General features: G+C 35.1%; 20 protein-coding genes. 15 read left to right on the forward strand and 5 right to left on the reverse strand.

What is annotated here, in order from left to right:
• Both A9Q93_RS02820 and A9Q93_RS02825 read right to left on the reverse strand, forming a co-directional pair.
• On the reverse strand, window positions 1–575 hold a 575-nt coding region (locus A9Q93_RS02820), incomplete at its 3' end, for a hypothetical protein (protein WP_303685865.1).
• A 175-nt stretch (window positions 576–750) separates the two neighbouring features.
• Window positions 751–1,281 (reverse strand): alpha-ketoglutarate decarboxylase, encoded by a 531-nt coding sequence (locus A9Q93_RS02825; RefSeq protein WP_303685866.1) that lies wholly within the window; start codon window positions 1,279–1,281, stop codon window positions 751–753.
• 114 nt (window positions 1,282–1,395) lie between these two features.
• Between A9Q93_RS02825 and A9Q93_RS02830 the strand changes: the two genes are divergently transcribed.
• The 9 genes from A9Q93_RS02830 to A9Q93_RS02870 all read left to right on the forward strand — a co-directional run bounded on the left by A9Q93_RS02830 (window position 1,396) and on the right by A9Q93_RS02870 (window position 10,337).
• Window positions 1,396–4,155, forward strand: coding sequence for a 2-oxoglutarate dehydrogenase E1 component (locus tag A9Q93_RS02830; protein ID WP_303685867.1), 2,760 nt, complete (start codon window positions 1,396–1,398; stop codon window positions 4,153–4,155).
• A gap of 3 nt (window positions 4,156–4,158) precedes the next feature.
• On the forward strand, window positions 4,159–5,442 hold the full coding sequence (gene odhB, locus A9Q93_RS02835; RefSeq protein WP_303685868.1) for a 2-oxoglutarate dehydrogenase complex dihydrolipoyllysine-residue succinyltransferase: 1,284 nt from the start codon (window positions 4,159–4,161) through the stop codon (window positions 5,440–5,442).
• Window positions 5,443–5,727: 285 nt separating this feature from the next.
• Window positions 5,728–7,026, forward strand: coding sequence for a hypothetical protein (locus A9Q93_RS02840; protein ID WP_303685869.1), 1,299 nt, complete (start codon window positions 5,728–5,730; stop codon window positions 7,024–7,026).
• Window positions 7,027–7,175: 149 nt separating this feature from the next.
• Complete coding sequence (locus tag A9Q93_RS02845; RefSeq protein ID WP_303685870.1) at window positions 7,176–7,787, forward strand: hypothetical protein; 612 nt, start codon at window positions 7,176–7,178, stop codon at window positions 7,785–7,787.
• A 27-nt stretch (window positions 7,788–7,814) separates the two neighbouring features.
• Entirely contained in the window at window positions 7,815–8,420 is a 606-nt protein-coding gene (locus tag A9Q93_RS02850; protein ID WP_303685871.1) for a hypothetical protein, read from the forward strand.
• Between the two features lie 24 nt (window positions 8,421–8,444).
• Complete coding sequence (locus A9Q93_RS02855; protein WP_303685872.1) at window positions 8,445–8,984, forward strand: hypothetical protein; 540 nt, start codon at window positions 8,445–8,447, stop codon at window positions 8,982–8,984.
• A gap of 1 nt (window position 8,985) precedes the next feature.
• Complete coding sequence (locus A9Q93_RS02860; protein ID WP_303685873.1) at window positions 8,986–9,525, forward strand: hypothetical protein; 540 nt, start codon at window positions 8,986–8,988, stop codon at window positions 9,523–9,525.
• Window positions 9,526–9,609: 84 nt separating this feature from the next.
• Window positions 9,610–9,756 carry a hypothetical protein gene (locus A9Q93_RS02865; RefSeq protein ID WP_303685874.1) on the forward strand — a complete coding sequence of 49 codons (147 nt, stop codon included), beginning with the start codon at window positions 9,610–9,612 and terminating at the stop codon, window positions 9,754–9,756.
• Window positions 9,756–10,337, forward strand: a complete 582-nt coding sequence (locus A9Q93_RS02870; protein ID WP_303685875.1) for a hypothetical protein — start codon at window positions 9,756–9,758, stop codon at window positions 10,335–10,337. The genes A9Q93_RS02865 and A9Q93_RS02870 overlap by 1 nt, the downstream gene beginning before the upstream one ends.
• A 245-nt stretch (window positions 10,338–10,582) precedes the next feature.
• On the opposite strand, the gene fabD is transcribed toward A9Q93_RS02870, so the two are convergent.
• Entirely contained in the window at window positions 10,583–11,467 is an 885-nt protein-coding gene (gene fabD, locus A9Q93_RS02875) for an ACP S-malonyltransferase (protein WP_303685876.1), read from the reverse strand.
• 95 nt (window positions 11,468–11,562) lie between these two features.
• Window positions 11,563–12,465, reverse strand: a complete 903-nt coding sequence (locus A9Q93_RS02880) for a dihydrofolate reductase (RefSeq protein WP_303685877.1) — start codon at window positions 12,463–12,465, stop codon at window positions 11,563–11,565.
• Between the two features lie 65 nt (window positions 12,466–12,530).
• Between A9Q93_RS02880 and A9Q93_RS02885 the strand changes: the two genes are divergently transcribed.
• The 6 genes from A9Q93_RS02885 (at window position 12,531) to A9Q93_RS02910 (ending at window position 20,351) form a co-directional block, all read left to right on the forward strand.
• The gene (locus tag A9Q93_RS02885) at window positions 12,531–13,595 is read left to right on the forward strand and encodes an aminotransferase class V-fold PLP-dependent enzyme (protein WP_303685878.1); all 1,065 of its coding nucleotides are present in this window, start codon (window positions 12,531–12,533) and stop codon (window positions 13,593–13,595) included.
• A gap of 16 nt (window positions 13,596–13,611) precedes the next feature.
• Window positions 13,612–15,699, forward strand: coding sequence for a T9SS type B sorting domain-containing protein (locus A9Q93_RS02890; protein WP_303685879.1), 2,088 nt, complete (start codon window positions 13,612–13,614; stop codon window positions 15,697–15,699).
• A gap of 229 nt (window positions 15,700–15,928) precedes the next feature.
• The gene (locus A9Q93_RS02895; protein WP_303685880.1) at window positions 15,929–16,741 is read left to right on the forward strand and encodes a hypothetical protein; all 813 of its coding nucleotides are present in this window, start codon (window positions 15,929–15,931) and stop codon (window positions 16,739–16,741) included.
• 129 nt (window positions 16,742–16,870) lie between these two features.
• On the forward strand, window positions 16,871–18,442 hold the full coding sequence (locus tag A9Q93_RS02900; RefSeq protein WP_303685881.1) for a family 16 glycosylhydrolase: 1,572 nt from the start codon (window positions 16,871–16,873) through the stop codon (window positions 18,440–18,442).
• Between the two features lie 155 nt (window positions 18,443–18,597).
• Window positions 18,598–19,245 (forward strand): bifunctional 2-polyprenyl-6-hydroxyphenol methylase/3-demethylubiquinol 3-O-methyltransferase UbiG, encoded by a 648-nt coding sequence (locus tag A9Q93_RS02905; RefSeq protein ID WP_303685882.1) that lies wholly within the window; start codon window positions 18,598–18,600, stop codon window positions 19,243–19,245.
• Between the two features lie 146 nt (window positions 19,246–19,391).
• Complete coding sequence (locus A9Q93_RS02910; protein ID WP_303685883.1) at window positions 19,392–20,351, forward strand: hypothetical protein; 960 nt, start codon at window positions 19,392–19,394, stop codon at window positions 20,349–20,351.
• A gap of 100 nt (window positions 20,352–20,451) precedes the next feature.
• Here A9Q93_RS02910 and polA read toward each other — a convergent pair whose 3' ends face one another.
• Entirely contained in the window at window positions 20,452–23,286 is a 2,835-nt protein-coding gene (polA, locus tag A9Q93_RS02915; protein ID WP_303685884.1) for a DNA polymerase I, read from the reverse strand.
• Window positions 23,287–23,414 lie beyond the last annotated feature (128 nt).

Raw genomic sequence — 23,414 nt, forward strand, 5'->3', positions numbered from 1 at the left:
GCCGCATAGTCTAAATCTTGTTTATCTAAACTTAAACGCATATCTACGATCTCATTGTTAAGGTCTGTAACTTTATCCTTTACATTTTGTATGTGTTTTTTAATTACTCTTGATGAAGTTGTTTCATCATTAAGATCCTTTTCTAGTTTTTTCATAGCCATTCTTGCATCCTCCACTTCTTTCATGATTAAATCAGTCTTTAGATAATTTGGCATGTTCGATACGAAATAGTTGAAGGATTCAATAGCCTTTTTTTCCTGCATCTTATCTCTCTTGTTAGGATCAATGGAGAGATTTTTAATATTATTTTGAAGTTCGCCGTAAGAAGTAAAGTTTTTTAATGATACCATATTGTTTTTATCCATGGTGACATTTTCTCTAGCTTCATCAGCCATTTCTTCTGCACTTTCTAAATTGTAAGTTACGACGGCAGTTGTATTATAATCATCGTTATTTTCATAATCTGCTTCTGCAACGCTTTGCTCTTTTGCTAAATCATCTGTTTCTTTATCGTTATCCTTACAAGCTATCATAATTGTGGACAGCATTAATATTGTAAATATTGACTTTTTCATAATTATTGATTTTTGATTTAATCAAGTATAACAATTATGAACCTTTACTTTATTAAGAATATTTTAAATGCTTGATTTAAAAGATAATTTATGTTAAATGAAGTGAGAATTTATAAATTGATTGATAATTCTTTAAGATATCTTTATGGCTAAAAGCACGATCTATACGTTGTTTTTAAAATAATAACCTTACAAATGGCTGTATACCATTAGAATAGATGCTACGTCTATCATTAAACAAAACATCGTAGCGAGCTCCTACTACAAAATTACCTTGCTGGTATCCAGCGCCTAGAAACAACGCGGGAACCCAATACTCATCGTTTAAACTTCTTTCTCTGAAATTTCTATTCACTCGCAAGTATTCAAAATCGGCACTTAATTGAAGAAAATCAATAGGTTGACCTATCGCAATAAGGCTACCACCTACTATTGTGGAAGTAAAGTCATCAAACCTATTCAAATCTCTTTCTGAATAACTGTAGTTTAAACCTAAGCCAAGACCTACGTATGGATTTACTTGATATATCGCTTGTGGTGCAATTAAAACTGATGAAAAGTTGTTTCCAAAATTTGCTCCTATGTTGCCTCCAAAACGAACACGATCCCAAAATTTTCCATCTGCATTTTGTTGGCTGAAAGAAATGCAGCAAAAGAGAATAAATATTGAGGATATGATAAGTTTTTTAATCGAAATGATTTTCATAATGCTTTGCTTAACAATTTGTACTGTTATAAATATACAAAAGTTGTTAAGATGAGCATTCAATTCTTTATTTTTGCTGTACAATCGTTAAAAAGGATAAATTTCCTTCCATATATGGACAAATTTTCATTTCTGAACGCAGCTCATACTGCATACTTCGCACAACTTTATGATGAATACTTAATCAATCCTGATAAAATTGAGCCGTCGTGGCGTGCCTTTTTTCAAGGGTTTGATTTTGGAATGGAAAGCGCTGCAGATGGTGATGTAGTTGTAGAGTACATTGAAAGAGGAGAAACTAAATCAACACAAGTGCCTGATCAAATGATGAAGGAATTTAGTGTTGTAAAACTAATTGATGCTTATCGATCGCGCGGTCATTTGTTTACTAAAACAAATCCCGTAAGAGAACGTCGTAACTATGAGCCTAAATTAGGCTTGGAGAACTTTGGCCTTTCAAATGCAGATCTCGACACTCAATTTGACTCTGGTGAACTGGTAGGATTAGGTAAAGCTAGTCTTAAGTCTATCATTGATCATTTAGAACAAGTTTATTGCGATAGTATAGGTGTAGAATACATGTATATACGCAAGCCTCATGAGATCAAATGGATCCAGAGCTGGTTGCATAGAAATAACAATCATCCATCTTTTTCTAAAGAGCAAAAAAATCAGATTTTAAAGAAACTTAATGAAGCGGTTTCTTTTGAGTCGTTCTTACACACAAAATACGTAGGTCAAAAGCGTTTCTCTCTAGAAGGAAATGAATCACTCATTCCAGCTTTAGATGCCTTAATTGAAAATGCTGCAGATAAAGGTGTCGATCAATTTGTATTAGGGATGGCGCATCGTGGTCGTCTTAATGTACTGACTAATATTTTTGGGAAGCCTGTAAAGGATATTTTCTCAGAATTTGATGGTAAAGATTATGAGCAAGACATATTTGATGGTGATGTCAAATACCATCTAGGATATACAAGTAAAAGAAAAACTGATAACGGTAACGATATCAACTTAAATATCGTTCCTAATCCATCTCACTTAGAAACGGTAGGAGCTGTGGTAGAAGGGATCACACGTGCAAAACAAGACATGCACAATCCAGAGAATTTCTCAAAGGTGTTGCCTATAGTATTGCATGGTGACGCTGCGATTGCTGGTCAAGGAATCGTTTATGAAGTGGTGCAAATGTCTCAGCTAGACGCTTACAAAACCGCTGGAACTATTCACTTAGTAGTAAATAATCAAGTAGGTTTCACAACTAACTATCTTGATGCAAGATCTTCTACTTATTGTACAGATATTGCAAAAGTGACGCTATCTCCTGTGCTTCATGTAAATGCAGATGATGCTGAAGCTGTAGTACATGCCATGAATTTTGCGCTGGATTACCGTATGGAGTTTGGTCGTGATGTATTTATAGATTTACTAGGTTATAGAAAGTACGGTCATAATGAAGGTGATGAACCTCGTTTTACACAGCCGCAATTGTATAAAGCAATAGGAAAGCATAAAAATCCGCGAGATATTTATGCAGATCGATTGCTTCAAGAAGGATTAATAGATCAAGGTAGAGTAAAAGAGTTAGAAGCTCAATACAAAGAGCGACTAGAAGAAGAGCTTGCAACCTCTAGACAGATGGAAAATACCATTATCACTCCTTTTATGCAAGATGAGTGGAATGGTTTTGAGACAGCTACAGAAGTAGAAATGATGCAGCAAGTAGAAACCGGTGTAGACCGCGCTACTTTAGAAAAAATCACTTCAGCTATATCGCAACTTCCGGAAGGTCAATCCTTCATTAGAAAAATTAAAAAGATTATTGAGTCACGTCAGAAGATGTGGAATGAGGACAAGCTAGACTGGGCAATGGGAGAACACCTTGCTTATGGTAGTTTAATGATGGAAGGCTACAATGTAAGAATGAGTGGTCAGGACGTAGAAAGAGGAACTTTTTCTCACCGTCATGCCGTTGTGAAATCAGAGAATCATGAAAACGAATTCATTTTACATAATCATATAGATGGTGTAAAAGGTAAAATGGATATTTACAACTCGCACTTATCGGAGTATGGAGTTGTAGGATTTGAATATGGTTATGCTCTGGCACGACCTAATACGCTCACCATATGGGAAGCTCAATTTGGGGATTTCTCAAACGGTGCTCAAATTATGATGGACCAGTACATCAGTGCTGGAGAAGATAAATGGAAGAATCAAAACGGTCTGGTAAAACTTTTACCTCACGGTTATGAAGGGCAAGGAGCAGAGCATTCTAGTGCGCGTATAGAACGTTATTTACAACTTTGTGCTAGGGATAATATGTTCATGGCAAATTGTACAACGCCGGCAAATATGTTCCATTTACTACGTCGTCAGATGTTAGTAAACTACCGCAAGCCGCTCGTTGTATTTACTCCTAAGTCTTTGTTGCGTTACCCTAAAGCGGTAAGCACGATTTCAGAATTTGAGAACGGTCATTTCCAAGAAGTAATAGATGTTGATGGTGACGCTTTCGCGAAAGCGGAAACACTAGTATTCACCTCAGGTAAATTCTATTATGATTTACTAGAATACAGAGAAGAAAATAACCGCACAGATGTGGCGCTGGTAAGACTAGAACAATTGTTCCCGTTACCAGTAGAGCAAATGCAAGCGATTATCAAAAAATACGGATCAAAAGATATCGTATGGGCACAAGAAGAGCCTAGAAATATGGGAGCATATTCCCACTTGATGTTACACATGCCAGAGACCAGATCATGGCGCGTGTGCTCTAGAAATATGTATGCAGCACCTGCTTCAGGAAGTTCTACAAGATCTAAGAGAAGACAGGCAAGAATAATAGAAGATGTTTTTAATACCAACAAATAAATTATGGCTCTAGAAATGAAAGTGCCTTCACCAGGCGAGTCGATTACAGAAGTAGAAATTGCAGAATGGCTAGTTGCCGATGGTGACTGGGTTGAAAAAGATCAAGCTATTGCAGAGGTTGATAGTGATAAAGCAACACTAGAATTACCAGCAGAAGCGAGTGGAATTATCACTCTTAAAGCTGAAGAAGGTGACGCTGTTGCCGTAGGTGAAGTTGTGTGTCTTATCGATACAGAAGCGGCTAACCCTAATGAAGGCTCAAAGGATGTTGAGAATTCTGGTCCTACTATGGGCGGCGGCGATGAAGGTGGAAATGCCGGAGATGTAGCAAAGGAAATGCGCAAGGACAATCCAGAGAGTAAATCTACTGGAGAGAAAGCACCGCAACCAGAACAAGCAAAAGAAACTTACGCAAGCGGAACTCCTAGTCCTGCAGCAAAAAAGACTCTTGATGAGAAAGGAATAGATCCTAAATCTGTTTCAGGAACTGGTCGTGATGGACGTATTACTAAAGAAGATGCTGTAAATGCAAAACCATCTATGGGAACACCAGGAACTGGTTCTCGCGGTGAGTCTCGTTCTAAACTTTCTATGCTGCGACGTAAAGTGGCAGAGCGTCTAGTAAGTGCTAAGAATGAAACGGCAATGTTGACGACCTTTAACGAGGCAGACATGAAGCCTATTTTTGACTTGAGAAAAGAGTACAAAGAAACCTTCAAAGCAAAGCATGGAGTATCTTTAGGATTCATGTCTTTCTTTACAAAAGCAGTGGTTAGAGCGCTAGAAATGTATCCAGCGGTAAACTCTATGATCGACGGTAAGGAAATGATTTCTTATGATTTTGCAGATATTTCTATAGCGGTTTCTGGTCCTAAAGGATTAATGGTGCCAGTAATTAGAAATGCAGAAAACCTTTCTTTTAGAGGTGTAGAGCAAGAAGTTAAAAGACTTGCTTTAAGAGCAAGAGATGGAGATATCACAGTAGATGAAATGACGGGAGGTACTTTTACGATTACTAACGGAGGAGTTTTCGGTAGTATGATGAGTACGCCTATTATCAATCCACCACAGAGTGCGATTTTAGGAATGCACAATATTATTGAGCGTCCTGTTGTAGTAGATGGTAACATTGTCGCCAGACCTATGATGTATCTGGCTGTTTCTTATGATCATAGAATCATTGATGGTAAAGAATCTGTTGGTTTCTTAGTAGCTATTAAAGAAGCACTTGAAGATCCTATCAATTTATTGATGGATGGAGATGTGAAGAAGGCTTTGGAGTTGTAGGAGTTTTTTTTTAGAACTAGACGTATTTAATAATTAATAAAATGCTAAGCAATTTTGCTTGGCATTTTTATTTTCATCGATTTTCGTTTTTTGATTGATAAATCTTAACTCTTCAGTTAAACATCTGAACCACAATATTATAAGTTAATCACTGATGCGTTTTGTTGGATTTAAAAGGTTAACTAAATGTTAAAATATTAGTTATCTATCTATCTATCTATCTATCTATCCAGTTACCTTCACATTCCCTGAATTGTATAAATCATTAACCTGTCATTATCTCAAATGACAACTATACCTTATTCTATGTTCAGGAAATCCTATTTTTATTATGTATTTATAATCGTTCTCACGGTTACTGTAATTTCTATTTCTTCATGTGAGAAAGATGAAGTTTTTGAAGAGGCTCAGAATGAACTCAATTTTCCAGAAATACAAGGAAGGTTTGTACATGGGAAGGACTTATTACAAACTCCTATTATAGGAGATAAAATAAATTCCCTATCTTCAAGTGTGGTAAGTAAATCTACAAATGCATCTGGTATACAAATTGATACAAGTCGCATACAGGTAATAGAAAGTGTCGATTATAAATCGTACACCTTTCAAATAGTTCAAGACAGTGTGGAACGACAAAGTTTATTAAGAAACTATATGATCACTATTGTTAACGATACGACAACTATTCAACATTTATTTAATTATGAAATCTTACCTAGTGGAGCGTATAATATGGATAATATACAGGCTACTTTAGTTACAGGTGATTCTTTAATACCTAGCTTTTTGAAATGTATACAGACTTCATTTACAACACGTACCGATTGCTTTGAAATAGGCTGTTCTGGTGAAGGACATCTACCAGGAGATTCTGAATGTGGAATTGCAAATGGAACATACCCTGGCACTCCTGGTTATATCTATTGTACAAATAGTTGGGCCGTAGTGAGAGAAAACGGTCCTTGCGGTGGCGCAGATACTGGTTCTGGACCTGGGGCAGGTGACGGTGGTAGTAGTGTTGTTATTCCAGTAGTTCCCGTGGATGAAGAGGAAGTATCTGATGAAAGCTGTACCGCTTTGGGACTAAAATTAAATAAAGCTGAAGACCAACGAATCATTAACGAATTGAAAAATAGTACCCATTTAAATTACGAATCTGGTTATAAAGAAGAGAACGGTCAATTTATAAATCTCACAAACCCTAACGCAAATGAACTATATCTTCCTATTACACTAACAACAGTGGGTGCTTATCATAATCACAATGAAAATTATTTGAAGAGGGAAGGAAATACAGAAGTTTTTCAAAATACGATAAAGACTTTTTCTCCACAAGATTTACTCCAGTTTGTAAAACTGTTGTATAATGCTAATACAAATGGTATTCCTTTAAAAAAGGTTTATTTAGGAATTTCAGTTCCTTTACAAGACGATAAGGTATTAAATACAACTGGTCAGATTTTAAAGAAGAAAACTTACATATTAAAATATTCTGGTAGTGCTGTGAATATTCCATCTTTACTAAACGCTGGAAATTTTGCTTCACCTGAAAATAATTCAAAGTATTTATTTAAAAAGAATTGACAAATCAAGAACAGAAGGCCTTTTAAAATTTATGAAACAAGATATTGGTTTAAATCTTGATGATTTTCAGTTATTTGAACTAGAAAGCAATGGTAGTATAAATAACCTTAATTTAAATCAAAGTAACAAACTTACAATTAATAAATGTCATGAAGAATAATATCACAACCTTAATACTATTTCTAATTTTACTAGCTAATTCTCTAAACGCTCAAATCATATCCCTTGATCAATTCTATTATTTCCAGACACATAAACATCAAGAAAATTTAAGTTTACCTGATAACCTCACTGAAATTCGTGATTTAAATAATATTTTACAACCTTACGTAGGTGTATGGCGAGGCAGTATAAGTAATCAAAGAACATTAGAAATACACACTTCAGTAGCTACAGTAACTACATTTGATAATGTGTTAATAGACCGTTTACTCTCAAGATATAAAATTACTGATGCTAATAATAATGTTCTATATGAGACGTTGTCCATTACTGATAACGATCATATTAACGTTATCTGGTCACGTTTTGCAGATCCGATTGGGGATATGATTAGCTTTTATGCAGAGCCAGGAGTATGTGGTAGAGTTAATGATTTACACTATAAAATCATTCCAGCGGTTGAAGGCATAAGTCCTGCTAAATTAGAAGTGATAAGTAGTCGTACAAGTGGTGCATTTCCAAGGGAGTCAGCTCCATGCAACGGTAGTTATGCTGCTGCTCCTATACCTATGAGTCAATTAATTGTACTAACTAAATAATAAAAATCTTAATCTTTTGATTTATACATGTTTAAAACAGTATTCTTATTTATTATATTATTAGCTAATTCTCTCAACGCTCAAATTATCTCTCTTGATCAATACTATTATTTCCAAACACATAAACATCAAGAAAATTTAAGTTTGCCTGATAACCTGACCGAGATACGTGATTTAAATAATGTTTTACAACCTTATGTAGGTGTGTGGCGTGGTAGTATAAGTAATCAAAGAACTTTAGAAATACATACTTCAGTAGCTACAGTGCCTACTTTTGATAATGTGCTTATAGATCGTTTACAAACAAGATACAAAATTACTGATGCAAATAATAACGTTTTATCTGAGACGCTATCTATTGCAGATAACAATCATATTAATATTATAGAATCAGATTTGGTTAATCCAAACGGGAATATTATTAATTTCTATGCAGAAGTTGGAGATTGTGTAAGAGTAAATGATCTATATTATAAGTACATTCCTGCGGTTGCAGGAGTGAGTGTCGAAAAATTAGAATTGTTGAATTATTTATCACATGACGATGCTCCAAAAGACTTCGCACCCTGTAATGGTAATTACACAATTCCAATTATTCCATTGGGGGAACTCATAATATTAACTAAAATATGAAAATCTAAATCATTTGATTTGAACATGCCTAAAACAGTATTCTTATTTACTATATTATTACTGGCTAATTCTCTCAAGGCACAAACTGAAAGTGGTTCAATAAATTTAGGTGGTAATATGTCAGTTATAACTTTTGATCAAAATTATGTAAACAATGCTACTGATTTGGCTTTAGCAAGAACCGTTATACATGAATTGGTACATGCCTATATAAAATATCAACTTGTAAATCAACCTGGTGGTGATATGGGTAGAGCGATCGATGAATTATTTGCGCAAATATTTATCGGTAATGCTCCCGGTGATCCTCAACACGTTTTAATGGCAAATGCATTTGTAGATGCAATGGCAAACTCCTTAGAACAATGGCACAATGATCCTAGCGTAGCTAGTATTGAATATACTAGAATGGCTTGGTCAGGTGGAATGAGGGATAGTGATGCTTATGAAGAGCTAGACTTCACAGAACAAAATTTAATAATAAGTAGAGACGCTATAGAGTCTAGGGAATTACCACCTTCATTAGAGGTCCCACTTTTAGGAATAATACCAACAAACTGTTAACATGAAATATTTATTTCTATTTATTTATTTAATTATTAATTCATGTCAAGCACAAAAAGCCACTGATTATGAAAATAAAGTTTATAAGTTACTGAATGAGGTTTTTGAGCGTAAATCAGAAAATTCTAGTAGTAATAATGCTTACATAAATATTAATCACAATCTAAAAGATTCAGCAAAAAATTTAGATGACGAAATTTTGAAAAAGCTGTTGGTGAATGCAAATAGTAAAAATAATATTTATTTACCGAAGGATATTTTGGATGATAAAAAATGGAAACAAACTAACACTGATTTTTTAATTTCAACTTTTGATCAAAACAAAATTTCAATTCCAAATTTGATTTTTTGTAAAAATGACAATATGCCAAATAACAAAATATACTTGAAGAATATAAATGCCGTTTTGTTTTATAATCATTATGCCATTTTAAGTATCGAAATACAGCCTGGATTTAATTCAATCTCTTTGTTTAAGTTAGAACATGAAAAATACAATAGAATCACGACGATAACAAATCCTCCCTTAGGATATGAGTAAATTTAAAGAAGAGAATCATCTATGCCTTATTTTTTATAAAAATGGCACAATGATCCTAGCGTAGCTAGTATTGAATATACTAGAATGGCTTGGTCTGGTGGAATGAAAGTGAGTGAGGCTTTTGATCAAATAGACGATAACGAACAATTAGCAATTGAATTTCGTGATAGTGTAGAGTCTGGCATGGATGTAACTGGACAAATACCTATTGGAACTAAATCCTGCCCGTAATGAAAATATTTACAATACTTTTTTTTCTTTTTATACTCTCATGTAAAACAGAAAACTCTGTTCATCAACCTCAATCATATCAAGAAAAAACAGAACAATTAAGCTATGAACAAAAGGTATATCAGTTACTAAACGATGCCACTAGATATAATGAGAAAAGTCCGATTAAAACAAAAAATGCTTTTATATATAAACACAACACGTTAATACAATCTGAAAAATATCTAAACTCAAAAATATTTAAGTATTTATTGAGTAGTGCAAATTGTGGCTCAAATTCTTTTTCAAAAGAACAAAAAGATAATTTAGAATTATGGAAGAATGACTTCGAGTCTTTTAATCAATATTTTGATCAAAAATACGTTACTAATTCTAGATTAGAATTTATTTCAAAAGACAGTGAGCTAGATAATGAAGATCGATTTATTACAGAAGTCACTGCAATATTCTTTAATCAAGATAAAGCTATTATGATAATGAACTATAAAAACGTTCTATTTTCAGCAAGGCTATATGTGAAAGAAAATGGAATATATTCTGGTAAGTGCACAGTTTTTGATCCGCCCAGTGCAGACGAATAATTAATTTTTAAGGAGTAATGTTCAATGGTAACCTCCTAATATCAATGGCTCAAGAAAGTAGTATTTAAATTAGGTTCAGAAGTCATACGAATCAGTTTTAACCGAAACACCAATATTGTTACGTTAATTGAGTATGAATATTTTAACTGAGATTCATTAATCACAATAAACCACTCTTAGAAAACTTAATTTTCTAAGAGTGGTTTTTCATTCTAAGAACGTTAACACATAATTTTGAGACCTATTTATGCCACACTTCCCTGACTTACCTGCGCTTCTCGATCAATCTTTTTGATTAATCCTTGTAGCGCTTTTCCTGGACCAACTTCTATAAATTCAGTAGCGCCATCTTTGATCATATTTTGAACTGATTGCGTCCATTTTACTGGAGCGGTAAGCTGGTAAATCAAATTGGTTTTAATATCTACAATTCCTTCCACAGCAAACGTAGAAACGTTTTGATAGATAGGACACGTAGGTTTATTAAACTCAGTTTCTTCAATTGCTTTTGCCAGTTCTTCACGAGCAGGTTCCATTAAAGGCGAGTGAAAAGCGCCACCTACCGGTAAAATCAAAGCTCTTCTGGCTCCTTTTTCTTTTAGTATTTCACAAGCTTTTTCAACTGCCGGTACTTCTCCAGAAATAACTAGCTGGCCTGGGCAATTGTAATTTGCTGCGACGACTACACCATCTACTTCTTCACAAACTTTTTCTACATCTTCATCTGCCATACCTATGATGGCCGCCATGGTGCTTTCTTGTGCTTCACATGCTTCTTGCATAGCTAGCGCACGTTTAGAAACAATACGCAATCCATCTTCAAAACTTAAAGCTCCAGCAGCAGTAAGCGCACTTAATTCTCCTAGAGAATGACCTGCCACCATATCAGGAGCAAAATCATCACCCATCATTTTTGCAAGCACGACAGAATGTATAAAAATAGCTGGTTGAGTTACTTTAGTTTCTTTGAGTTCGTCAGCAGTTCCTTCAAACATGATTTTAGAAATATCAAAACCTAAAATATCATTTGCTTTATGGAATAATTCTTTTGCTTCTGGATAATTATCGTATAAGTCTTTACCCATTCCTGTGAATTGAGCTCCTTGACCTGGAAAAACGTATGCTTTCATTTGGTGTTATTTAATTGATAATGCAAATTTAAGGTTTTGTCAATTAGTATGAGTTTTCCTTAGAATAGAGATTGCTTGAATACAAGAACTGTAAACTACTTCCTTACCCAAGTCTCATAATCGAAACTATACTTATGCTTATCATCTGCAGGATGATGAAGCGATGTTTTGATTTTCCATTTGGTCTCGTCTATTACAGGGAAATAAGTATCTACATCAAATGTCCCATGAACTCTTGTTAGCTCAATTTCATCAGCTACTTTCATTCCTAGTTTATAAATCTCGCCACCACCTATAATAAACGGATTCTCATCGCCAGAAGTGGTGGCAAGTGCTGTTTCTAGATCATGAACGACGATGCCATTTTCTGTTTTGTAATTTTTATCTCTGGTAAGTATGATATGTGTGCGATTAGGTAATGGCTTAGGAAAACTTTCAAAAGTTTTGCGTCCCATAATGATGTGGTGACCTGTAGTCAAAGCTTTAAACCTTTTGAAATCATCTGGTAAATGCCATACCAGGTCTCCATCTTTACCTAATTCATTGTTTTGACCAGCCGCTGCGATCATGGTTATTTTTCTTTTATTGTCATCATTATCTAGCACCAGCTTTGTTTTAGGAGCGATGTATTCCTTTTCAACTTTTTTTTCAAGTTCTTGAATACGTTTTTGTTGTTTAGTTACGAGACGATCATATTGCTTTTTCTCCCATTCTGGACCTAACAATCGATTGGTAATAAATACTTTAAAAGCATGATAGCATAACAGTAAAAACCATGCAAAAACAATCCAAATCCACCATTCTATGCCTAGAACCTTTACTGGTTCCACTTGCATAAGAACTTGACTTATAATGATAAGACCTACCGCGCCTACTAAGAAAACTACGAAGTGTGTAAATAAACCGCGTTTCTGTTTGATACGTCGTTGTGCATTTTCTATGAGTTCTTTCTGCTCTAAATCTATTCCAGTGTGTTCTTTGTTCTTCTTGCCAAACATTCTCGTTATTTTTACATTCAAATTTACATTATATTAAGCACAGACATTCCTAGCAATACCATAAAATGACAGATCAGTTTCCTATTCTTAAAAAGTACACGTATCTCAATACTGCAAATCATGGACTGCTCTCGCAAGATCTAGTAGATTATCGCAATTCACTGGACCAGAAAATGAGAGATGAAGCTTCTGTTTTTACAAATAAGCGTAATATTTTTATTGATGAGGTGCGGCACACTATAGCAAACTTTATCGATGCAGATCCTGATTTTACAGCCGTCATTCCTAACTTTTCTACCGGATTCAACACTTTAATAAATAATATAGAACCTAATGCAACCTTCTTACTTCTCAAAAATGATTACCCATCTGTAAACTGGCCAGTAGAAACACGTGATTTTAAAACGTTTTATGTCACTATAAATGAAGATATGGAAGAGCAAATCATAGAGGTTTGTGAAAAAGAACAACCTGATTTCTTCTGTTTTTCTCTTGTGCAATACATTTCTGGAATTAAGATGGACTTGGAATTTATCAAGAAGTTGAAACAACAGTATCCAGATATGACTCTGATTGCAGATGGTACTCAGTACGTAGGTTGTGAAGAATTCCGCTTTCGCGAAAGCGGACTAGACATCATCCTCGCATCTTGTTACAAATGGCTTCATGCTGGTGATGGCAACGGTTTTATTTGTGTAAAAGAGAACGTACAGGAATATATCTTTCCTAAATCTATAGGTTACCGCAGTGCGCGCAATGTGATGAATGCTAATGTGACTTTTATCAGTCGTTTTGAGCCTGGACATCAAGATATGATTGCTTTTGGTACGTTACAACAAGCGATTATCAAAATTCAAGAAATGGGATGGGAACAGGTTTCTAATTCAGTAAAAAAGCTTGCTCAAAAGGCAAGAATGGAGTTTGAAAAGAGAAATCTCTTGGCCGCCGTTGTGACCTCTAGAAAAGAACATTCTTCCATTTTTAATATTAAAGGTGATCAAGATTTGTACAAAAAACTACTAGAGCATGATATAGTGACATCATTACGTGGTGATGGAATAAGAATCAGCTTTTCCTTTTTTAATACACAAGAAGACTTGGATAAGTTGCTTGAAGTACTAGATTTGTAAGTCACTTCATCAATTTATGAAAAATATTTTCTTAATAACGCTCCTTCTATTAGTTTCATTAGGCCTTGCTCAAAGTCCTAATGATTGTCGAGATGCCATTTTACTTTGTGGAGATACTGATTTAGGTATTGATCCAGATGGAATAGGAGCAAACGAGTTCAATTTGCCTGGAAACATCACACCTACTTGCTTCAACTTTCAGACAGATCAGGTATGGTTTAAAGTAGAAATAGAAACTACTGGTACATTTAGTTTTGTGCTAACACCAGACACTCCACAAGCCGATTATGATTTTGCGGTTTTTGGGCCAGTGACAGATTGTAATAATCTAGGAGCAGCAATACGTTGTTCTAGTACTAATCCTGATGCTGCTGGAGTAACGGGCGATACCGGCTTAAACGATACTGAAGTGGACACTCAAGAAGGTCCTGGACCGTTGGGCAATGGTTTTTTACAAGAGCTCACTGTCAACGCTGGGGAAACGTATTACGTAATCGTGGGACTTGCCATAGGTCAAGGTGGTTTTTCTCTTTCTACTAGCGGTAGTGCAGGTTTGCCTCCAGCACCTACTGCAAATCCTGTTGACGATCTAGATGTATGTGATGATTTAGGCGCACAAGATGGTTTTAGAGAGTTTGATTTTACACCATTAGACGCAGATGTTTTGCAAGGTCAGTCTAGCACAACTGTAACTTATCATGAGTCGCTTAATGATGCTAACATAGGTATAAATGCTCTTACTTTTCCTTATACTAACATTTCAAATCCGCAAGAGATATTTGTTAGGGTGATAAGAAATGATTCTGAATGTACCGACTTTACAGAGTTCATGATTGAAGTAGACGATACTAATATAACAACAACTGCAGATGCTATAATTATATGTAGCGATAATACAACAGAGTCTTTTGATTTTGATAGTGTTATTGATACCTTAGTTCCTAACGCTGCAAATCTCAATATTACATATCATTTAAGTGAAACTGATGCAGAAGATGATCTGAATCTGCAAGGGTCTGTATTTACCGCAACGCTTGTGGAAGAAACGTATTACATCAAGGTAATCGATCCTACAGGATTATCGTGTGAATTTGTAGTAAGTGTGCCGCTTTTTGTTGCAAATCCGCCAGTGATTGCAAATCCTCAAGATTTATTTTTATGCGATGATGATTTTGATGGGTTTTTAAATGTGAATTTGAGCAACCAAAATCCAGATATTTTAAATGGTCTAGATCCAGCACTACATCAAGTACGGTTCTATTCTAACGCTACAGATCGGGCTAACGATCAAAACGCATTAGGAAACACTTTTACTACTACTCAAAATCCGCAACAAATTTTTGTGAGAGTTACAGAAACGAGAACTTCTTGTTTTAGTGATACAGCATTGAATGTGACTATAAATCCTAAGCCGGTTCTTGCGCCACAAGATGATATTACAGTTTGTGTAGACGCTGCAAGCCCTACTACGATAAGTGTTGAGTCTGGCTTTGATTTTTATGTCTGGAGTACAGGCGAGAGCGGTTCTAATTTAAATTCTATTAATATAGATCAGCCTGGAAATTATACCGTTACGGTTACAAATAATTTTGGTTGTGAGAGTTCATTAACAATTACAGCCTTACCATCCGATATTGCAATTCTCGATGATATCATTACTCAAGATTTTAGAAATGGCGATAACACGGCTCAATTTCTAGTTTCCGGACCTGGAGATTATGAATTCTCTGTTGATAATGGTCCTTATCAAGATCCTAACTTTTTCAATGGACTTTACAAAGGCTTCCATACCGTTCGCATACGAGATAAAAATGGCTGTGGTGTTTTGACTCAACAATTTTCAGTACTTGATTTTCAACGATTTTTTACGCCTAATGGTGATGGTTTTCATGATTACTGGACATTGGACGGATTAAGCGCATTTCCTACTGCGGTTATTTATATTTACGACCGTCATGGTAAATTGCTTTTCCAGATGTCACCTGAAGGTCCTGGCTGGGATGGTACTTATCTTAATAATCCATTGCCTTCCAGTTCTTACTGGTTTACGTTACAAATTCCCGATAAACCTTTGGTAAAAGGATTTTTTGCTTTGAAAAGATAGTTTTATTATTCCGCTTTCGCGAAAGCGAGATAAACACAACCACTAAAATTAGAAAATCTAGGTTTATAGATGAATAACTAGTGATAACTTCTATAGGATGAAAGGTGTTATTTTACTGTGCATGCATAGCTTTAATCATGTAAATAGTGCGTTTTGTCGATTTAAGAGGAATAACACCGATACATTTTTTTGAAAATTAACATATGTAAATATTTTTACAAAAAAAATTATGAACTTTAAAAGTATAATCCCTGCACTACTTTTTGCTTTAATTCTTTCTACAGTTCATGCACAAGTAGGTATAGGAACAGGAAATCCCCAAGCGGCGTTAGATATTAATTCCACAGATTCTGGATTGTTATTACCTAGAGTAGATTTACAATCAGATACTGATATTATTACCGTTAAAAATCCTGATGGAACAGCATTAGTGAACGGTACAATGGTATGGAACACTGCCGCTTCTGGAATTAAACCGGCTGGTTTTTATTACTGGATGAATGGGCAATGGATTCAAGTGATAAGCTCTACTCAAAAGACAGTTCATTTTGGTAAAATGATCATTGACGCATCTGGCTCAAAGACTATTACCGGATTAGGTTTCAAGCCTAGCTCTATTGAATTTACGGCGATTAATCGTGTACAAGATTACAATGATGGCGCATATCGGTCTGCAAATAACAATTCTAATGATATAAGAATGGCTAGCGGGCAGATGCTAGGTTTTGCAACTAATTATAACAATGTAAAAGAACAGCAAGTAATTTCATATAGTGCAAGTGGTTCAAGTATTAATAATATAGGTACGTACTCTTCAAATAATCATTGTATTGCCGCAATTTTTGTGAATAATAATGGTGAGGCTATTCATGATAATGGTAGTGCTAGCGGTGGAACAGACGCTCAAGATGGATTGATTAGAGCTTCACTGACCACATTTGATGCAGATGGTTTTACTATAAACGTAGATAAATTTGTCGCTGGATCTACTACTAGTGATCGTACTAATAAAATAGTAGTTATCTATAAAGCTTATAGATAGTAAAAGATTCCAACAGTTTATTACACTTATTTGATAGTTTTAACGCCTTTAATGAGTACTGTATAGTATTTGTTGAGGTGTTATATTATTAAATCCATTAGTACAGTCGTAGTTTAGCAAAAAAAAGCAATGATTTCATTGAGGTACTTTATTCTCCTTTTTTGCACTGTACAGTTCACGTATGCGCAGCAATTCCCACTAGATTTTGAGAATAATCAATTTTCATTTACTGGGTTTTCAGGCTCATCATTCTCTTTTCGTACTGATCCTGATGGTGGTTCAGGTAACGCAGGTCAATTTTTTAACGATGGTAGTTCATCAACTCAAGGTTTTTTTATAGATGTTTCTACGGCAGTTGATCTGAGTGCAGATCAAAATGTAACGCTCAGGTTTTATGCCTTTGATCCTAATGTTCACAATATCTTACTCAAGTTTGAAAACGGTACTGAGGCAGACGTAGAAGTATTGCAGCAAATACCAGCAGGAGCAAATGCGTGGAAAGATGTTACTTTTGATTTCAGCAATGCAACGATAAGTGGTACTAGTAACAATATATCTGCTACAGGTCAATATGATAGAGTAGTTGTTTTTATTGATTTTGGCACAAACATACCAGGTACTTATGTAATAGATGATATTAATAATGGTGCTGTAGCGACTCCTTTTAACCCTATCGATGTTGTTTATACAGATTTAGTTTGGTCTGACGAGTTTGATACTGCTGGAAGTAACAATCCTGTAGATCCTAGAAAATGGCATCATCAAACACAACTTCCTGCCGGTGGTAGCTGGTACAATAATGAGGTGCAGCATTATACCAACAGAACCGACAATTCTTATGTAGAGAATGGATTTTTGAATATTGTAGCTAAAAGAGAAAACTTTTCTGATCAAGGTCATACCAAACAATTTACTAGCGCGAGATTAAATTCGAAATATGCTTTTACTTATGGTAGAGTAGATGTACGAGCAAAATTGCCATTCGGTAATGGAACCTGGCCTGCAATATGGACCTTAGGTAAAAACATTAACGAAGATGGTGGTTTTTGGGATGCCACTCATGGAACGACTAACTGGCCGTTATGTGGAGAAATAGATATTATGGAGCATGGTTTAGGAGCTGTTAATCACGTTTCTGCTGCATTACATACGAATTGCGCTGGTTGTTCAGGAAATACTAGAAATTTTAGATCAACCACACTTCCTGATGTGGCAAATAATTTTCATGTTTATTCTATGAACTGGTCGCCACAACAAATTACATTTTTAATTGACGACGTGCCATTCTACACTTATAATCCAACCGTAAAAGACGTTAATACTTATCCGTTTTTTGAAGATCAATATTTACTATTAAATGTTGCTATGGGCGGTTATGCAGGTACCATCGACCCTAGCTTTTCACAAAGCGCGATGGTCATTGATTATGTACGTGTATATCAAAACACATTGAGTATTGATGAATCCTTTATTGATACAACTATAAAAGTATATCCTAACCCTGCTAAAGAGCAAGTTCAAATAGATGCTTCTCAACCAATTGATAAGCTAGAATTATATAATGTACTTGGACAACCTATTTTCGAAAAGACAGAAGACTGTCAGTCTCTTGATGTTACCATATATGATAATGGAATTTATATTTTAAAAGTCTATATAGGTTCTTCTGTAATCACTGAGAAACTTGTGGTAGCTCATTAACCCCATCTGTTTTAGAAGATAATAAGTTTATATTATTAAAACGATTTTCACAACGTAACCATTCGATTTTGTATTTAGACAACTAGACGTATCCTAATTTCAGGTGGAAAATTCCTTATCTTGGGCATTTGTTTTAATTACAACACCACTAACCATTGGATTACAATAACAAGTCTGCAAAGTATTATAATAACGTAAGGCAAGAAATGCTTGCTTATCTTCCTAATAACCCTAAAACCATTATAGACATAGGTTGTGGTGCTGGTGCTTTTGCTGAAGCTTTAAAACATAAAACCAATGCAGAAACTTGGGGAATTGAGTATATGGATAAAGAAGCTCAAGTTGCAGCTACAAAACTGGATAAAGTTTTTTCAGGTCCATGTGAAGATTACTTAGATGAGCTTCCTGATCATTATTTTGATGTCATCTATTGTAATGATGTTCTAGAACATTTAGTAGATCCTGAAATGGTACTAACTAAACTCAAAAAAAAACTTACTAATAAAGGGATACTTATTAGTTCCATCCCTAACATACGTTATCACAATACCTTCATGCGTTTGTTATTTAAAAAAGACTGGATTTACAACGACCATGGAGTGATGGACAAAACCCATTTAAGATGGTTTACGGGAAAGAGCATTCAAAGAATGTATGAAGATTTAGGTTATACGGTGCTTCAACATGAAGGAATCAATAAAAGTAAATCGATTAAACCGTGGTTATATAACATTCCAGTTCTTTTCACTCATTTAGATATTAGATATCCGCAATATGCTACTGTTGCTAGTTTTAAGGGGTAATTTCTTTTATTTAAAATAGCTCAAGCTTTGAGTTTGGAAATAGGCATCTACTTTGGTCGCCACATTTCTTAATTTTCTATTACTTGTTAATAACTACAATTGAACACCAGTAGTTTATATCCTACATTTAGAGAAATATTACTGCCGTGAAATTATTATCCAACTTATCTATTGAAAATCTAATTCAAGAAAATGATTATTTAGGCGTTATTGAAAAGGGAGATATGATCGTTAAGTATTTAAATTTATATCCAACAGCCAAAATATTTATTTTGGCTGTTTTTATTATACCAGTAAGTTTGCAAGCGCAAGAAATCCAGTTTGATTTAATTCAAGGCGAGAATAAAATTGAAAACTTTGAAGTTGTTAGTTATAAAAATGATAAAGCAAAAGTCTTAAAGTCTAAAGCTGGAAAAATTATTATTGATAAATCGGTAGTTCTTCAATCAGATTCCATTTTTATTACTCATTCCTTCTATAAAAATGTTTTAGATCTAAAGAGGATTAAAGAAAAGACTTATTTTATTGAAGAAGCCATGGAATTAGAGAGCATAGTTTTGAAAAGTCCAGAAATATTCATAAAAAAAGATAAAGGCAGAAAAGTAGATGGACTTTGCAGTTTTTGTAGGGAAAGCATTTCAATACCTACAGAGAATTTGAAAAATAAAACGATTAAAGGTATTGAACTATATTTTCCAAAAGGAAAGTACCACTCTGACGTAGGAGGTAGAAGGGTAGAGTCTAAAAATAAAAATATAGAATTAACTATATCTCTAAATAATCAAAAGGATACTCTATATCTAAATCAATCGGTTCGATTCATAAAAGATACTTTACAGGTTAAAAAAAATGGATGGAATTATTATGACTTAAGGCAATACGACCTTGATGTAAAAAATGCAGAGCATATTTTTATTTCTATTTTGGCACTAGATGATATGGTTTTGGGCAGAAGACTAATTAAAAGAAAGGATAAAGAAAGAGTTGTCACCTATTATGTTAGAAAAGACAATAAGAATAACTCATTTTATTTTATTGATTCAAGATTGATTTATCCTGATGGTGAGAGAATATCATTAGCTTATAAAATTCATTATTATGATTAACTAGAAACGATTTTTAAGCATTGTCTAAATCAGTTCGAGATGTTTGCTGTAATTTTCAAAAGGTTTTTATAAATCAGCAGATTTCCGCCTACGCGGAAACCTAATGCGCCTCTAACCAATTCATCCCAACACCAACTTCCACATCTAGTGGCACTGTCATTTTATAAGCATTTTGCATCTCGTCCTGAATGAGTTTTTTCATGTCTTCTAACTCATCGTTATGAATGTCAAAAACCAATTCATCATGTACTTGCAGTAACATTTTAGACTTGCAATTCAGTTCTTCAAACTTCTTGTGAATATTAATCATCGCGATTTTAATAATATCTGCAGCGCTACCTTGAATAGGAGCGTTTACTGCATTACGCTCGGCTGCGCCTCGCACAACGGCATTAGAACTATTGATATCTTTTAAATAACGACGTCTTCCTAGGACCGTTTCTACATAACCGTTTTCTCTAGCAAAATCAACTTGTTCTTGCATATATGCTTTCAACTTAGGATAAGTAGCATAGTAAGTGTCGATCAATTCTTTTGCCTCGCTACGGTCTAGATCGGTTTGATTACTTAATCCAAAAGCACTGACACCATAAATAATTCCAAAATTCACCGTTTTGGCATTGCTACGCTGTTCTCTAGTGACATCTTCTATAGCTACATTAAATACTTTTGCAGCGGTAGAAGCATGAATGTCTTCACCACTTTGAAAGGCAGCGATCATGTTTTCTTCTTCGCTTAAAGCAGCGATAATACGCAACTCAATCTGAGAATAATCGGCAGCGACGAGTGTGTAGTTTTCATCTCTTGGTACAAATGCTTTGCGCACTTGACGGCCACGCTCGGTACGTATAGGAATGTTTTGCAAATTAGGATCTGTAGAACTCAACCTTCCTGTTGCTGCAACCGTTTGCATATAATTGGTATGGATGCGATGCGTAGCAGGATTGACCTGACTTGGCAACGCATCTACATACGTAGATTTCAATTTAGCAAGACCACGATATTCCAGTACATCGGCAATAATTTGATGGTCTTTGGCGAGGTAACTAAGCACATCTTCGGCAGTAGAATACTGTCCCGTTTTTGTCTTTTTAGGTTTGTCTACCAGCTTCATTTTACCAAACAATATTTCTCCCAATTGCTTCGGCGAGCCTATATTAAACTCTTCTCCTGCAGCTTCATAAATATCTTTTTCTAGACGTTCTATGTCTTCGTTCAGCTTTCGCGAAAGCGAACTTAAAAATTCATCATCTAGATTAACACCTTCTATTTCCATCGCAGCCAGCACATCGAGTAGTGGCATTTCTATATCGTGAAATAACTTATCAGTTCCTGCGCTAGCAAGCTCTGGCACAAATTTTTCTTTAAGCTGAAAAGTAATGTCAGCATCCTCAACCGCATATTCTTTTTGCTTTTCTAGCTCAACATCGCGCATTGATTTTTGATTCTTACCTTTCTTACCGATAAGCTCCACAATGGATTGAGGAGTGTAGTTCAGATAGGTTTCGGCTAGTACGTCCATATTGTGACGCATGTCTGGATTGATAAGGTAATGTGCCAGCATGGTATCAAACATCGGTCCTTTTACATCTACTTCATATTTATCTAGTACTTTGATGTCGTATTTGAGATTTTGCCCTACTTTCTCAATGGTTTCACTTTCAAAAAACGGTTTAAGTTCATTAACCACATCTTGAGCAGCATCACGATCTTCAGGAATAGGTAGATAAAAACCTTTTCCTTTTTCCCAAGAGAATGCGATTCCCACCAGCTCTGCTGTTAGTGGATCAAGTCCAGTAGTTTCTGTATCAAAGCAAACGCTGGATTGTTGCATCAACGATTGTAAGAACAATTTAGTTCCCATTCCTTCTTGAACGAGTTGGTATAAATGGTCGCTGGTAGCAAGTGTTTGTCTTCCTGTAGTCGAAGCCTCAGCAGCAGTTCCAGATCCTGGAGCGTCAAAAAGAGAAAACTGACCAGCTCCTGCATCAGAATTTGAATTTGAACTCGAATTTGAAGAGCTTGCTGGAGCAATCTCTTTTGAGAAAATCTTTGCAAGTGTCTCCTTAGCACGACGGAATTCTAGCTCATCAAAAATCTCATGTACAGCCTCTACATTTGGATCGTCTAAGGTGTATTTTTCTGCTTTGAAAGTCACTGGGCAATCCAGTCTAATAGTAGCTAGTTTTTTAGAAAGAAGACCTAATTCGGCATTTGCGATGACCTTTTCTTTCATTTTACCTTTAAGCTTATCAGTGTTTTCTAATAAGCCTTCCATCGACCCATAAGCGGCGATAAATTTCTTAGCGGTTTTATCTCCTACACCAGGTAGTCCAGGAATATTATCACTGGCATCACCCATCATTCCTAGGTAATCGATAACTTGCTCAGGTCGTTCTACTTCAAATTTCTTTTGCACCTCAGGAATTCCCCAGATCTCGATGCCATTACCCATACGGGCAGGTTTATACATAAAGATATTCTCTGACACTAACTGCGCATAATCTTTATCTGGTGTAACCATGTAAGTGGTAAAACCTTCTTTTTCGGCCTGTTTTGCTAGCGTTCCTATCAAGTCATCTGCCTCGATTCCTGCTTCTTCTACGATAGGAATATGCATGGCTTTAAGGATTTTTTGAATATACGGTACTGCAATTTTTATCGCTTCAGGAGTCTCATCACGATTTGCCTTATAATCGGCATACATTTCTACACGTTCTTTACTTCCTTCTTTATCAAATGCAACGGCTAGATATTCTGGTTTCTCACGTCTTATCACGTCAAAAAGTGAATTAGTAAAACCCATAATCGCACTCGTATCCATGCCGGCGCTATTAATTCTTGGGTTCTTAATCAATGCATAATAACCTCTAAAAATCAAGGCATAAGCATCTAGGAGGAATAATCTTTTATCGTCAGTACCGTCGTTAGTCATCGTAAAATTTTAAGGATGCTAAAGATAAAAAATGAACCTAGGAAAAAGGTTCATATCAGTGTCAATTATGACATTTTATACACAAAATATCGATAGTAAATTACTTTTTAAATAATAATAGTTGGATC

Source organism: Nonlabens dokdonensis (genome assembly GCF_002162835.1).
Lineage (GTDB): Bacteria > Bacteroidota > Bacteroidia > Flavobacteriales > Flavobacteriaceae > Nonlabens > Nonlabens dokdonensis_B.